Genomic DNA, 14960 nt, shown 5'->3' with positions numbered 1-14960 from the left:
TTTTCCGATGAACGGGAGCGCCGCCATGCAAGCGTTCCCCCTGACATCGACATGGGACGGAAACGATGGACACCAAGTGGGACGTGGTCGTCATGGGTGGCGGCACGGCCGGGCTCTTCGCCGGCATCGCGGCTGCGCGTCTCGGCGCCAAAACCCTGATCATTGAGCGCGGCGGGCATCTCGGCGGCAACATCGCCACGGGGATGAATCTCGGCGGCTTCTTCGACGGCAAGGACCGGCAGGTCGTGCGGGGCATTCCGGAGGAACTCGTGCAACGCGTGGTGGCGCACAAGAACGGCGGCCGCGGGCACATCTTCTTCCACGACATCGACCGCTGGATCTCGGGCTCGGCGTCGCTCGACCCGGAGGTGTTCAAGCACGTCGCCTTCGAGATGGTGCAGGAATCCGGCTGCAGCCTCTGGCTCTATACCGCGTTCGTGAAAGGCTACGGCGAGGATGGCGCGGTCCGCTACGCCGAGGTCAGCACCAAGATGGGTGTCGCCCGCCTGGAGGCGAAGGTGTTCATCGACGCCACCGGGGACGCGGACTTCGCCGCCTCGGTCGGCGCGCCCTTCGAGCGCGGCGGCGGCACGCGGCAGCAGGCCGTCACCTGCATGTTCCGAGTCGGCAACGTCGATCTGCCGGCCGTCGAGCGCTTCATGGAGGAAAAGGTCAACGTCGACCACAAGACACCGTGGACCTTCGAGAATTGTGCGCTGCGGGCGAGCCATCGTTACTGGACGCCGTGGAAGAACATGACCGACGTGCCCGCCTCGTGGCCCAAGCAGTTCGGGATGTACTACCATGGGACACCGGGCGACATCTTCGTCAACTGCACCCACACGGCGATCGACACGCTCGAGCCTGACGACATCACGGCGGGCGTGATCCGGCTACGCAAACAGGCGATGGAGTTCATGGAGTTCTTCAGGACCCACATCTGGGGCTTCGAGAACGCCTACCTGACGCATGTGTACGACCTTGGGGTCCGCGAGAGCCGCCGCGTGATCGGCGACTACATGCTGTCTGTCGAGGACATGAAGTCGGAGCGGGAGTTCGACGACGTCGTCGCCATGGGAGCTTACCCGCCGGATCTGCACGACGCCAAGCGGGGCGACATCCTGATCGCCGGCGAGGGCTTCGGAAACGCCGTCACGGAAGACGAGATCCAGCGCAGCAATTCGCTGCCCTATAACCCCGGCTACCAGATCCCCTATCGCAGCCTCGTGTCGTCCACCCATCAGAACCTGCTCGTAGCCGGCCGCTGCATCTCGGCAAGCTTCGAAGCCCAGGCCGGAACGCGCGGCATGGGGCCGTGTTCGGCCATGGGGCAGGCGGTGGGGACGGCTGCGGGTCTTGCCGTGAGGGAGAGCATCTCGCCAAAGGCGCTCGACGTCGGGACCCTGCAGCGGGAGCTGCTGCGTCAGGGAGCGTATCTGGGCGAGGCAGTCGCGATGTCGGCGGACGCCCGTCGGGACGATGTTGCGGCCGAATAAAGCCTGAGACGGCCCTCAAGGGCCGCCGGATCGGAGGAGGAAACCATGAGCGATGTGTCTCGGCGCAGGTTTTTGGGAACAGCCGGAGCAGGGTTGATGCTTGCGCGCTCTGGCGCGGCAGCCCTGGGCGGCGGCTTCGGGGCCTCGGCCCTGGCGCAAGCCAAGCCCGATCTCAAGGGGCGGAAGATGTCGCATTGGGACTTCCTCAGCCCGGATGGCAAAAGCGCCCGCGAAGTCGCCATCAAGGAAATCGAGGCCAAGTTCCGCGAGCAGACCGGCGTGGAGGTGAACTACCAGATCCTGCCCTGGCAGGAGATGGGCACCAAGCTCATCGCGGCCGTGCAGGCCGGCAATCCTCCAGACGGGTCGCGGGTGAACCTCTTTCACCTCAAGATGATCCTCCTCGCGAACGGGCTGGAGGAACTCGACCCCTATCTGGAGAAGAGCTTCAGCGCCGAGGACAGGAAGGACTTCCTCGTCGATTTCTCGCCCGCCATGGTGGTCAAGGGCAAGAAGTGGAGCATGCAGATCGAAGCCATCCCGAAGGCGCTGTTCATCCGCAAGGATTGGCTGGCCCAAGCCGGGATGCAGTCTCCCAAGACCTGGGACGAGTTCGTCGAGGTCGGCAAGAAGATGACCAGCCGCGGGCGCTGGGGCTACATGTACGGGGCGTCGAAAACACAGCTCAACCAGCTGGAGACGGTGTTCCAGCCGCAGATCCAGGGCCGCAACGGCAAGATCCTGGATGAGAACGACCGCGCGGTTTTCAACGACGACATCGGCGTCAAGGCCTATCAGTTCCTGGCCGACTGCGTTCTCAAGCACAAGATTACGCCGCCGCAGGTGATCGGCATGACGTATGACGACGTCACCGACGCGTTCAAGGCTGGACGTGTGGGCATGATCCAGGAGGGCGCGCATCGCTATCAGGACATCCTGAAGGCCGTCGGGCCCGACAACCTTGTGCTCGCCAAGGTCCCGTCCGACGATCCTAACAAGCCTTCGCCGACGATCGTGACCGGCTGGGGAATGGGCATCCCGCGGGGCTCAAAGCAGCCCGAGGCCGCCTGGGAGCACCTGAAGCATTACATCTCCGCCGATGCGCAGGAGATCAACGCACGCGTCGCCGGCACGCTGCCCTCGCGCAAAAGCGTCATGCAGAGGCCGTTCTTCCAAAGCCCGGAAGCGGCTCACCTGCGCTGGTGGGTCGATTACATGGCCGAGCGCAGCGAGACGGTCATCAACGTGTCCACTTTCGCCCAGCTCAACGAAACCATGGTGGACGTGCTGCACCGCGTACTGGTCGATCCGTCGAGCCAGATCAAACCGCTGCTCGACGAGGCAGCCAAGACCTACAACCAGATCGCCGGGCTCTGACGCTCGCCAAGGATCCGGGCGCGGTCTTCCCGCCGCGCCCACATATCTCCGGATGGCTGGACACCCGTAGCCGATGACCAATGTAATGACACTGCCGAAAGCGGCGCCCGCAAAGAGAGCCGTTCAGGCTCCCCGGCGGGAAAAGACCGATTACTTCCCCTATCTGCTGATGGCCCCCGGTCTGCTGCTGGTCGCGTTCGTCACCCTCTACCCGCTCTTTTTCGCTATCGATTACAGCCTGGCCAAGACGCAGGTCTTTCAACAGCTCGAGTATGTCGGCCTGGCCAATTACGGAAAACTGTTCTCCGACCCGCGCTTCCAGAAGAACTTCATCAACTCGATGGTGTTCGTGCTGGCCAGCGTGGCGCTGACCTGGGTGTTCGGACTCATGTTGGCGCTGTTTCTGCGCCGCCAGACCTGGGGCACGGCGGTGCTGCGCACCATCATCCTGATCCCGTGGGTCACCAATCAGGTGGTGCTCGCGCTGATGTGGAAATGGCTGCTGAACGGCGACATGAGCCCCATCAACAACGTGCTGGATCTGTTCGGCCTCCCGGCCTTCGATCCGCTCATCTCGATGTCGCAGGCGCTGCCGGCGCTGACTTTCGTGAACGCCTGGCGGGCGACGGGCTTTGCGCTTCTGCTGATGCTGGCCGGTCTGTCGGCGATCCCGGTCGAGCTGGAAGAAGCCGCAGAGATCGACGGCGCCACCTACTTCCAGAAGATCCGCTACATCATCGTGCCGCTGCTGAAGCCGATCTCCCTGTCGTGCATCATCACGTTGACGATCAGCTTCTTCAACATCGTGGTGCTGCCGCTGGACCTCACCGGGGGCGGGCCCCTCGACGCCACGGAGGTAATCAGCCTGCGCCTCTATCGGGAGGGATTCCAGTACTACAACATCGCCACGGCATCGACGATCACGGTCGTCCTGGTCAGCCTCGACCTGTTCTTGTCCTGGATTTACTTCCGGATGATCCGCTCCGAGGCGGACGCCAAATGAGAAACGCCTTGCGCCTCGACACGGTAACGCTGACGCTTCGTTGGCTTGGGATGGTCGCCACGGGCTCGATCATCCTCATCCCGTTCCTGTGGTCGCTCAGCACTTCGCTGAAATCGAAACAGGACATCCTCCAGTTCCCGCCGACGCTCCTGCCGTCGTCGGCGACCCTCGACAACTACATCAGCGTGCTGCGGTCAGGGTTTCCTCGCTATCTGATGAACAGCGCGATCGTGTCGCTCTCGACTGTGGTCGTGGTGGTTTTCGTGTCCATTCACGCAGGCTACGCGGTGGCTCGGTACGAATTCCGCGGCAAGTCGGTGATGCTGTTCCTGATCCTGGTCGGAATGGCGATGGGCGAACTGGCGACCGTCGTCCCGCTCTATTTCTTCGGCAGCAAGCTCGGCCTGCTTGACACCTATGTGGTGCTGATCCTGGCCAATAGCGCATTCATCGCGCCCCTGGCGATCTGGTTCATGCAGGGCTACTTCCGGTCGATCCCCCGCCAGATCGAGGAGGCGGCCATGATCGACGGCACGTCCCGTATCGGCGCGCTGTACCGGGTCGTTCTGCCCGCCGCCATGCCGGGGCTCGTCACCGTCAGTTTGATCAGCTTCGTGCAGGCCTGGAACGAGTTCATCCTCGCCCTGGTGCTGACGTCGTCCAGCGACATGCGAACCGCGCCGGTCGGGATACACCTGTTCATGACGGATTACGGCGTCGACTGGGGAAGCATCACGGCTGCGGGAATTATCTCGATCCTGCCAGTGCTGCTGCTTTTCATTCTGCTGCAGCGTCATTTTGTCCGCGGCCTCACGGCTGGGGCGACGACCGGACTTTAGGCGCGCCCGTCGTGTTGATGCGGCCCTGCGCCGCTTCCAGGTCGAACAGGGCAGGGCAGAAAGCGGATGGTCAGACGCCTGCTTGCAGCGCGTTCGTGGCCCGGAGCCCCTCAGTGGCAGCCACCGTCTCCGCGGAGCGTTAGCCGCCCGGGGCTTCGCCTTGCAGTGACTGGCCCGGCGCGGTGATCCGGACCATCGGCGAGGGCGGCTCCCGGCGAGTTGTGGAGCCAAGGTCCGGTTCTGATTGGCGCCTATGATCCGTTGCTTGCGCGACGCTGACCCATTCCGCATCATCATCGCAACCGAGTGGTCTCATCAAGACGACAGGTTTCCAGCAGTATAAGGCTGCGCCCAAACGCTTGCTCTGATGGGTGCTGCTAGGAAGACCGACAGCCTCATCCGAGAAGATAATTCCCTGTAGAATAGCGGTGAATTTTTAATTCTCGCGCTCTAGCTTTACGTTCAACTACGGGTTCTCCAGCTGAGACCGCTTGTCGTGCGCCGATTTGTATCAAGTATTGATCTCGAAAAATTCGGCCTGGTGTCGTCTCATGGCGCCCCTGCCTTGGAGCGTTTCCCCGACATCCAAGCGGTACTGACGGAGCGTTGTGGAGGGGCGGCGGCGCTGCTGTTTGCTGAGCCAGTTCTTCAGCGCGGCAACGGTCAAACGAGCGCACGCGTCGATTGGTACGTACAATCAGAAGGATCTCTGGAGCGCTGGTCGCAGCTTGATCGAGAGAGGCAAACGCTTCTCAAGTCGCAATTTGCGGCCGTTCTCGCAACCATCCGGCCGCTGCTCTACGACGCAGAAATTGGGCCTTTGCTGGCCGCCTGCCTCAATGTTGCGTCGTCCGAGTCGCTGGCGTCTTTGGGAGGCAAGCCGCTACTGCTCGACTGGGGGCTGCTGCCCTTGGGCGTGCAGGACGCTGCAGCGGCTGCGACCCACAATCAATCGATCTTGGGCGCCTTCGATGGCGTCCGCCCGGCGACAAATGATGAGGATTGGGCGGCCCGCTACGGGGCAACGCAGGCCGCGGCGCGTCCGGCCTTTGGCGCCACGGCAGGCCAGACCAAAAGCCTGAGGCAGTCATCGCTCAGGGCTCCGGCTATGGCCTGCAGTCTCGCGGCCGCGGCGCTTCTCCTGTCGTTCACGCCGGGCGTGCTCGCCTTTCAGGGCGCCACCGTCCTCGGCGATGACCCGGCCGTGCGAGACGGGCTCATGGCGGGCCTGCGCGCCCGGATCGACCGTCTCGGGGCGGCCATGGGTCTGGACTGCATCGGCCTGAAGAGCCAGGCGCCGCTGCTGATGCCGATCGACCCCGCGAGCGTTCGATCACGCGCGCCGGGGCAGGGCGCTGGCGACCGGGCGACCGGCGCGGCTGCGAGCGCCCCGACGGTTACCGCTGATCCGACCAGTCTTGTCGCGCGCCTCGAACGGGGCGTGGTTCTTGTGATTGCGGGAGATAAGCTTGGGTCGGGCTTCTTCGTCAGCCCCGAACTCATCGTCACGAACAGGCATGTGGCCGGCGGTGGCGGAGACATCCTGATCGCCGGCAAGCAGGTGGGGGTCATCCATGCCGCCCTGGCGGCCGCGGGGGATGCCGACCCGCTCAGGGACTTCGCCTTGCTGCGCGTCGCGCCGCAATCCAGAGCTGAGGCTTTCGCGCTCGCATCTCCCGCAAGACCCATGGAGCCGGTGGTTTCAGCTGGTTTTCCGGGCCTCTACATGACCACGGATCCCAGCTTCCAGCGGCTCAAGGGCGGAGACGACGCCGCGGCCGCCGATCTCTCGCCGGTCTTGCAGGCAGGCGTGGTGAACCACCTCCAGCGTTACGCGCAGGATGGCGTCACGTTGGTGGTGCACAGCGCCGAAATTTCGCCCGGCAATAGCGGAGGTCCGCTCGTCGACAGCTGCGGCAGGGTCGTGGGGGTTAACACGTTCGACCGCAGCGCGAGCGATCGCGCCGGCATCCGGGCGCGTTACGCGCTCGGATCGGACGGGCTCGCGGCATTCCTGGCTTCGGCAGGCCTGGATGTCCGTCCAGAGCAGGGCCCGTGCGCGACAGCGCCGACCATCGCTTCGCAACCAAATGAACGGCAGCCGGGTGTCGAGCCCGCCGCCGCGCCAGTGGCCCCGCCGTCTGCGCCTGCTCCGCGCACTCCTGCACCGTGATCGCGCCATGTCGACCAACACTCTGATCACGCGCACGAGCGGACGCGGCCTCGAGCCCAATCACAGCCGGTTGCTCGACCGTCACGGCCAGATGGTCGCGGTCGTTCGGCAGCGCCTCGGGCCGGAGCATGCGGCGCTGTTCGCCGAGCCGACCCGCATGGGAGCCGGCTCGGGCAGCGACATCGCCTGGTACGCGGAAGGGGACGTCGAACCGAAGCCGCTGCTTTCGCTTCCGGAAGATGTCGCGGCGCGTGTCCGGCAACGCCTCGAACGCTTGAAAGCCGACATCGTCTCTCTCGCGGAGACGCTCGGAAAGCAGGGCGAGGCTTCGCAGGATCTGGCGAGCCTTTTGAGAGCGGCGGTCGTCGCGGCTGGCGACAGCGCGGTCTGGGTCGCGGGCGAGCAACCGATCCTGGTCGATTGGGGGCGGAGAGCGGCGGTGGCGGACGACGTCGTCGCGCCCGCCGCCGGGGCGATCATCGCGGCCCGCGAGCAAGCGGACCCGGTGCGGGCCGCACCTGCGGCGCCAAGCGGCGGTGGACGTGCGCCGCCTTCGGGCCCGGCGGCATCGGCCGGCGCCGGGGGAAGTCCCGGCGCGGCGGGGGCACGCAACATGGCGGGCCTGGCGCTCTGGTTGCTGTTTGCCGTGCTGCTGGCCATGCTCGCCGGCCGGCTTCTGCAAGCCTGCGGGGTTGGCGGGCCGGGGTGGCCTGCCTCCCTGCGCAACCTGTTCCCGCAGTACTGCACGGCCGGCGGCAAGGTTGATCCCGTGACGAATGACGCCATCGCCAGCCTGGAGGCGCAGGCGAGGGCGGCCGAACTGGCGCTCGCCCGCAAGATCGCGGCGTGCGAGGTGAGTTGTCCCGCGCCGCCGCAGCGCGCCGCAGCGCCGCCGTCGCTTCTCCCGATCCAGGAGGAAATCACTCGCCGCCTGCCCAGCACGGTGGAGCGCGGCAAGCATCTCGAGATCACCCTGACCTGGGAGGGAAGCTCGGACCTGGACCTCTACGTGAGTTGCCCGGGCGGAGCGATCATCAACTATCGCAACCACGAAGCCTGCGGCGGAAAGCTCGTGGCCGACCTCAACCGCGACGGCGGCACCCCGCAGAGCCGCGCCGTGGAGCACATCATCTGGGCCGACGGGCCGCCCGCGCCCGGCGCCTATCGGGTCGGCGTCGCGATGTTCAATCGTTATGGCGACGCTCGCGCCAGCATCCCTTATCACGTCGCGATCTGGCGAAATGGCCGGGTTGTCCGGGAGGAACGTCGTGAGATCTCGGCGAACGATGTGATAGAGCCCGTCCTTACACTCACGTCTCCGCTCGAATGAGCCCCTCATGATCATTGAACCTGTGGCTTTCGGGCCCACCATCCGCCTGGTTCCGTTCAGCGGCGTCCAGTTCGTCGAATACGGCATGAACGTCGACAAGGCCGGGCGCCTGTCGCGCCGTTTCATCGAGCGCGCGATCGACCGTGCGGCGTGGATTGACGGACGCCCGACCTACCGGCTGATCCCCGCCTGGGACGGAGCCTCGGACGAGGGCGCCGACGCCACGGCTGGCGACGACGATCGCGAATACACCGTCACCGAACGCGGCGCGCTGGAATTTGCGCTGGGCAAGTGGCTGCCCGTCCCCATGCTGCGCATCACCGCCAACGTGGAAGGCGCCGAAGAGCTCGATATGGGGCCGACCAACTGGGCCCGCGTGCGCATCGTCGAGGCCCCCGATCGCGCGACGGGTCCGTTCACGCACCTCGCAGTCTTCGCCTTCGACACCGACCTCATCGAGCGACGCCCAAATCGGCCCTACACGGCGCCAAGCCGGGAGGATGCGGGCAACGAGCACGAGTTCCGGTTTGCGCATCGGTTCTCGGACATCGGCTGGTTTCTCGGCGCAACGCAGGCCGGCGGCGGTCCGGCGGGCTTCCAGGATTGGGTGCCTGCCTGGCTCAAGGAGATGCTGCGCGAATTCAAGCAGGCCCAGCGTCCGGACAGGCCGCTTCGCGACTCCGACTTGCCCAACGCGCTCGAACACTACGCCCGCTATCTCGTGCTGCTGGAATACCTCCAGGCCACGGCGGCTCCGCGAGTCATACGGCTCACCGACACGGTTTCGTCTGCGCCGGCCATCAAGCCCGTGATGGTCGATCTTATCCTCGACATCGGCAACAGCCGGACCTGCGGCATCCTGATCGAGTCCCATCCGAACGAGGACCGCGTCGACCTCAACAATTCGCTCGTGCTGCAGCTGCGCGACCTCTCGGAGCCCGAGAAAGCCTATTCCGACCCGTTCGAAAGCCATGTCGAGCTCGCGCATGCGCGCTTTGGCCGGGACCATCTGTCTCGGCTGTCGTCGCGCTCGCGTGCGTTCTTCTGGCCGAGCCCGGTGCGCGTAGGCCCGGAGGCGGCGCGCTTCCGCGAGATGGCCCAGGGCACGGAGGCGGTGAGCGGCCTGTCGAGCCCAAAACGCTATCTGTGCGACGTTCGTCCGGTGAACCAGGAGTGGCGCTTTCCGGACCGGGACTACGGCGCCGACGGCACGCCGCCGCTGATCGATCGCGCCATCAGGCAGTTCGTGAACGCGCGTGGCGACGTCATCGCGCAGCTCGACGCCGACAAGAAGCGCTATGGCCTCCAGGTCCGGTCCGACGACCGGATCGGCGCCGGGCGGCTGACGTTTTCGCGATCGTCCTATTACTCGTTCATGGTCGCCGAGATCATCGCTCACGCGATCAGCATGGTGAACAACGCCGGCGTCCGCGAGCGCCGGCGGACCAAGGATGCGCCGCGGTTTCTGCGCCGGGTCATCCTCACCCTGCCGCCCGCAATGCCCGTGCAGGAGCAGCGCCTGTTGCGCAGCCGCGCCGAAGGCGCGGTGAAGCTCGTCTGGCAACTGCTGGGCTGGTCCAAGAACACCGGCATCGGCATCGATCCGCCCGAGGTCCACGTCGCATGGGACGAGGCAAGCTGCGTGCAGTTCGTCTACCTCTATGGCGAGATCACCCAGAAGCTGGGCGGCTCGGTCGACGCTTTCCTGCGCCTTGCGGGTCGGCCGCGTCCGTTCGCCGAGCCGGGCGCCCAGCCGGCCAGCGGCGCCCAGCCTGAGCCGTCGCTGCGGGTCGCCAGCATCGACGTCGGCGGCGGCACCACCGACCTGATGATCACGACCTACTACGCCGAGGGCAACCGGGCCATAAAGCCGGTCCAGAATGTCCGTGAGGGCTTCCGTCTGGCCGGCGACGACATTCTGAAGGGCGTCATCGAGCGCCTGGTGATCCCGCCCATTGAACGCGCGCTGCGCGAGGCCGGGCATCCCGATCCCAGGGCTTTCCTGCTCGAGCGCTTCGGCGGCGACCGGGCCAACATGGCCGAGCAGGAAAAGCACCTTCGACGCCAGTTCGTCGTCAGGGTGCTTGAACCCATCGCGCTGAGGCTGCTGGCCGATGCGGAAGACGCAGACGTGGCTGTGTCAGACGCAGCTCCGGTGCGTTCGTTCGGCGAGGTTTTCGCCAACGCGGCCCACGGGCCGGTTCACAGCGAAGGACGGCAGCGACTGCTCCGCTTCCTGGAAGGGCCGGCTCAGGCCTCCGGCGCTCCTTCCTTTGCGCTGGAACCGTGCATCTTCCAGTCCGATCCGGACGTCATTCGCAGTTGTGTCGTCGCCGTGCTGGACACCGTGTTCGACAACCTCTCCGAAGCGATCCATGCGCTGGATTGCGACGTCGTGCTGCTGTCCGGCCGGCCCTCGCGGCTGGCGGGCGTCGTCGACCTGCTTGTCGGCAAGCTGGGCGTCTCGCCCGAGCGCATCATCCCGTTGCATCAGTATCAGGCGGGCGCGTGGTACCCCTTCCGTGATCGCGACAACCGTCGCATCGGCGATCCCAAGACGACCACGGCGGTGGGCGGCATGCTTTGCGCGCTGGCGGAGAGCCAGCTGACCAACTTCACCATGTTCACCAACAGGCTCGGTCTGCGGTCAACCGCCAAATACATCGGTGAACTCGAAAGTGACGGGCGGCTCAGAAACGATCGGCTCTGCTTCCGCAATATCGACCTGGACCAGAAGCGCTCGGCCAGTGACGAAGTCGCCACCCTGAAATATTACGCGCCGATGCGGCTGGGCTATCGGCAGTTGCCGATAGAGCGCTGGATCGCGACGCCGCTTTACCGGCTGCGTCTTCGGCCGGGCATCGACCTCAATGCGGTGCGCCTGCCCATCGAGGTCACACTGGAGCGCAGCGCCGAGACGTCCGCCGACGACGAGGGCCCGGACTCGCTGATGCTGAGCGAAGCCATCAAGGAAGACTTCAAGATCATTTCGGCGGTCGACCAGAACGGGCTCGAGCTATCGAACCGGATGGAGCTCGTTCTGGACACCTTGGCGTCGGAGCAGGGCTATTGGCTCGACACCGGCATCCTGTCCCTGGACTGACATCATGAGCGTAGACACAGCGATGATAGAGCCGGCCCAGAAAGAGCTTGCGGCCCTCTGCGGCCAAACCGCGACGCTGGCCGGCGATGCGGCGCGATGGATTGCGGACGAGGCGAACGCGGATGCCGTCGGTCGGGAGAAGGACGCGATCGTTCGCGAGATGAAACTCGCGGCTCTGCGGGCCAGGCGGATCGAAAAGGCGGCCGTGCGGCCAATGTGCGTCGGCGTCTTCGGCCCCAGCCAGGCGGGGAAATCCTACCTTGTGGAGGTGCTCGCCCGTCCCGAGACGGGGCCGCTGCGAGCGGCGTTCGACGGATCGGAGCCGCTGGACTTCATCAGCCAGATCAACCCGATCGGCGACAAGGAGTCGACCGGGCTGGTGACCCGTTTCTCGGCGCTTCCCGTCGGGCCGTCGCCGGCCGGATTCCCGGTGCGGCTGCGTTGGCTCACCGAGCTCGACGTCATCAAGGTTCTGGGAAACACGTTCTTCCTCGACGGCGACCAATCGAAAGAGACGGTCCCGTCGCCCGAATTCATCGCCCAGACCATCGCCAATCTTTCGACCCGCGCCGGGCAGGCTGGCGGGGGGCTGACAGACGAGGACGTGCTCGACCTGCAGGACTACTTCCAGCGCCAGTTCGGATCATCGCGCTACGTCGATGCGCTCGGCCGTTATTGGGAGCAGGCGCGCGCCCTGGCGCCCAACCTGGACCTGCAGGGCAAGTCCGAATTGTTCGCGTTGCTGTGGGGAGGGCACGCGCAGTTCACCAGGCTATACCTCGATCTCGCCACCGCGATCGATCAGCTCGAGCGGCCAGACGAGGTGTTCTGCCCGCTCGGCGCCCTCGTTCCGCGGGAGGGCAGCATCCTGGATGTCGCCACGCTCGCCGGGCTCGGCGGGCAGGGGAAAGATGACCTGGAGGTGCGCTCGCCTTCGGGCTCACGTGTTCTGCCACGCGCGCTTGTGGCGGCGCTGACGGCGGAACTGCGAATTTCGCTCGCAGACGAGCCGCGCTCTTTCTTCGCCACCACGGACCTGCTCGACTTCCCGGGGGCGCGCAGCCGCCAGAAGGTTCATCTCGCCCACTTTCTGTCAGAGCGCCCGGACGCGCTGAAGGAGACCTTCCTGCGCGGCAAGGTGGCCTATCTGTTCGACCGCTACGTGGCCGAACAGGAATTGACCAGCATGCTGCTTTGCGTGCGGCCCTCCATCCAGGAGGTCGCAACGCTCCCCGACATGATCGACGCCTGGATCTCGTCGACCCACGGGGCGACGCCGGAGGCGCGGGCCGCCCAGGCGAACCTCCTGTTCCTCGTGCTGACCTGGTTCGACTCGCACTTCATCGACAAGGCCGGAGACATTGGGCAGGAGGGCGGGCTCCGGTTCCGCAACCGCCTCGAAGCGTCGCTCCTCGGCTATTTCGGAAAGGCTCACACCTGGCCCCGACAGTGGACGCCCGGGAAGGCGTTCCAGAACTGCTATTGGTTCCGCAATCCAAATTTTCCGGCTGAAACAATCATCCGTTACGATGGCCGGGTCGAGATCGAAACCATTGCGGAGAAGCGCGGGCGTATCGCTGAACTGCGAAGCGGCTTCATGGAATTGCCCGAAGCCGCGACCCACTTCCGGGATCCCGGCCGCGCGTTTGACGAAGCCCTGAAGCTCAACGACGGCGGCATCTCGTACATCATCGAGAACCTCGCAAAGGTGTGCCGGCTCGACATGAAGCTGGACCAGTTGCGCCTTCGCCTGGGCGACCTGCGCCGAGAGATAGCGGCCAAGCTCGACCGCTACTACGTCTCGCTGGACGTCGAGCAGCGGCTCGTGGAGCGCAGGGCGGCGGCCGGAAAGGCCTTCGACGATCTCGAACCCGTTATTCAGGCGGGCGGGTTCGGCGCCTTGCTGCGGGCGCTCGCGATCGACCCCGGCCAACTCAACGACATCATTTACGGCGTGCTGCGCGGCGTTGGAGGCGACAAGCCGCGGGCGGCGGCCTCGATGAGCTTCAGGATCTCGCGTCCCGACCAGGTCGGCGCGGGCGCGCGGACCGGTCCCGCAAGCGGGGCGGACCGCGAGCAGCTCTATGCGCGTGCGGCCGTGGAGGCCTGGATCGGGCATCTACGCGACCTGGCGTCGAATGACACCGCCCCGCGCAGGCTCGGCATAACCCGCGAAGCCCTCAAGACCCTTTCGGATGAGATCCTCACGCTCTTGCGGCGATCGGACCTGGAAGCCGCGCTGGCCGAGGACCTGAAGGCGCTGACCACCGTGGAACTCGCCGAGCAATCGAGCGCCAAGATCGCGCTCGTGGCGGCGCTGAGGCTCAACCGGCTGATCGGCGATCTTGGCTTTGGTCAACTGCCTCCGCCCAAGAGGCCGAAGGCTCCGGCCGAGGGTGGCGAACATCCGATCTTCGACGAGCGGCCGATCACTTATGACGCGTCTGCGATCGGCACGCCGCCCAAGCCTTTCGCCCAGATGTACATCTCGGACTGGTTCCACGGCTTCTACCAAGTGGTGGAAGACAATGCGGTGAGCACGAGCGGTCTTCGGGTCGACCTCAAGCAGAATGAGCGCCTCGGCGCGATCCTCAACACGTTGCGGGCAGCCTAGATCGCCCGAACCCGACGGAAATACCTATGGCTATCGACGTCAGCGAAGACCTGGACCAGGCCGGCGGCTACGCCTTCATTGATCTCGGGCGACACAGCGACCGGCCTTTCGAGAAGATCTCGATCCGCCGCCTGGATGCCGAACCACGTCACCTTGGCGTCGAGGACTGGCAGCCGGAGGTCGCCTGGCTGGAGCCGCGATCGATCGAGCGCCGCGCCCTGTCGACCGTCATCCGTATCGGTCCTGAGATCGTCGACCGGATCGAGGAGCTCGTGCAGATCGAGATCGTGGCCGAAGGCGATCACTCCCTCGGGGTGGTGACCTGGCCGGCCATAACGCCGTCCCCCGGCATCGACGGTTCACTGTCGCTGCAGGGGACCGGCAAGCCCACCCCATCCCTGGTCGCCGAAGGGGAGGCCCCTTCAGCGGAATCCAGGCCTGCCGAGCAGGAGCCTTCGGAGCCGATCGTCGCCGCGCGTCCGCCGGCCGTTCTGGACAACGCAGTTCAACCCACGGCGGTAGCGCCGCCCCGGCGCGCGCCGCTCTGGGCGGCCGCCGCCATCGTGTTGGTTGGCGCCGCCGGCGCGGCGTTCTGGTTCGTCCAACAAACGCCGCATCCGCGGCCGCGGCCAGAACCCGAGACGCCGAGGTCTCCCGTGAGCGCGGGCGAGCTGACGCAGAAGCTCGAAGCCCTGCTTCAACGCGCCGCCCCTCCGGCCGCCCTGATGGGGATCGGCTCGGAGGCGCTTGCGGCCGGCCAGCCCGCCGTCGCGTTCAGGGCTTTCGAAGCGGCCGACCCCTACGCCAACCCGGACGCGGCGCTGCAGCTCGCCAGGATCTATGACCCGCGGATCTCGGACGATGGCCGCCGCGCCGCGGCTCCGAACGCTCCGCGAGCGATCTCCTATTACGCGCTCTGGAAAAACCGTTCCGCAGCTCACACGACTGAATTGAAAGCGCTTTGTTCGGCTTCAGCCAGTCTGGTCGCGGGCAATGACCGGCTCGCTGCGGCATGCCGCGATTGA

General features: G+C 65.8%; 9 protein-coding genes. All 9 read left to right on the top strand.

Features of this window, described 5'->3' with window-relative positions; genetic code table 11:
* Positions 1 to 65: 65 nt before the first annotated feature.
* The gene (locus AC1DSZ_RS17430) at positions 66 to 1496 is read left to right on the top strand and encodes an FAD-dependent oxidoreductase (protein ID WP_476839615.1); all 1431 of its coding nucleotides are present in this window, start codon (positions 66 to 68) and stop codon (positions 1494 to 1496) included.
* 96 nt (positions 1497 to 1592) lie between these two features.
* Complete coding sequence (locus tag AC1DSZ_RS17425; protein WP_476839614.1) at positions 1593 to 2873, top strand: ABC transporter substrate-binding protein; 1281 nt, start codon at positions 1593 to 1595, stop codon at positions 2871 to 2873.
* Between the two features lie 85 nt (positions 2874 to 2958).
* A complete protein-coding gene (locus AC1DSZ_RS17420; protein WP_476839613.1) occupies positions 2959 to 3876 on the top strand; it encodes a carbohydrate ABC transporter permease in 918 nt (305 codons plus the stop codon).
* On the top strand, positions 3873 to 4715 hold the full coding sequence (locus AC1DSZ_RS17415; RefSeq protein WP_476839612.1) for a carbohydrate ABC transporter permease: 843 nt from the start codon (positions 3873 to 3875) through the stop codon (positions 4713 to 4715). The genes AC1DSZ_RS17420 and AC1DSZ_RS17415 overlap by 4 nt, the downstream gene beginning before the upstream one ends.
* A gap of 565 nt (positions 4716 to 5280) precedes the next feature.
* A complete protein-coding gene (locus tag AC1DSZ_RS17410) occupies positions 5281 to 6888 on the top strand; it encodes a trypsin-like peptidase domain-containing protein (protein ID WP_476839611.1) in 1608 nt (535 codons plus the stop codon).
* Positions 6806 to 8218 (top strand): hypothetical protein, encoded by a 1413-nt coding sequence (locus AC1DSZ_RS17405; RefSeq protein WP_476839610.1) that lies wholly within the window; start codon positions 6806 to 6808, stop codon positions 8216 to 8218. The genes AC1DSZ_RS17410 and AC1DSZ_RS17405 overlap by 83 nt, the downstream gene beginning before the upstream one ends.
* Before the next feature lie 7 nt (positions 8219 to 8225).
* Positions 8226 to 11321, top strand: coding sequence for a virulence factor SrfB (locus tag AC1DSZ_RS17400; protein ID WP_476839609.1), 3096 nt, complete (start codon positions 8226 to 8228; stop codon positions 11319 to 11321).
* Between the two features lie 4 nt (positions 11322 to 11325).
* On the top strand, positions 11326 to 13935 hold the full coding sequence (locus tag AC1DSZ_RS17395; RefSeq protein ID WP_476839608.1) for a virulence factor SrfC family protein: 2610 nt from the start codon (positions 11326 to 11328) through the stop codon (positions 13933 to 13935).
* Positions 13936 to 13961: 26 nt separating this feature from the next.
* The gene (locus AC1DSZ_RS17390) at positions 13962 to 14960 is read left to right on the top strand and encodes a hypothetical protein (RefSeq protein ID WP_476839607.1); all 999 of its coding nucleotides are present in this window, start codon (positions 13962 to 13964) and stop codon (positions 14958 to 14960) included.

The sequence above is a fragment of the Alsobacter sp. P4_H11 genome, assembly GCF_056400925.1.
This window is presented reverse-complemented; position numbering and strand designations above follow the sequence as displayed.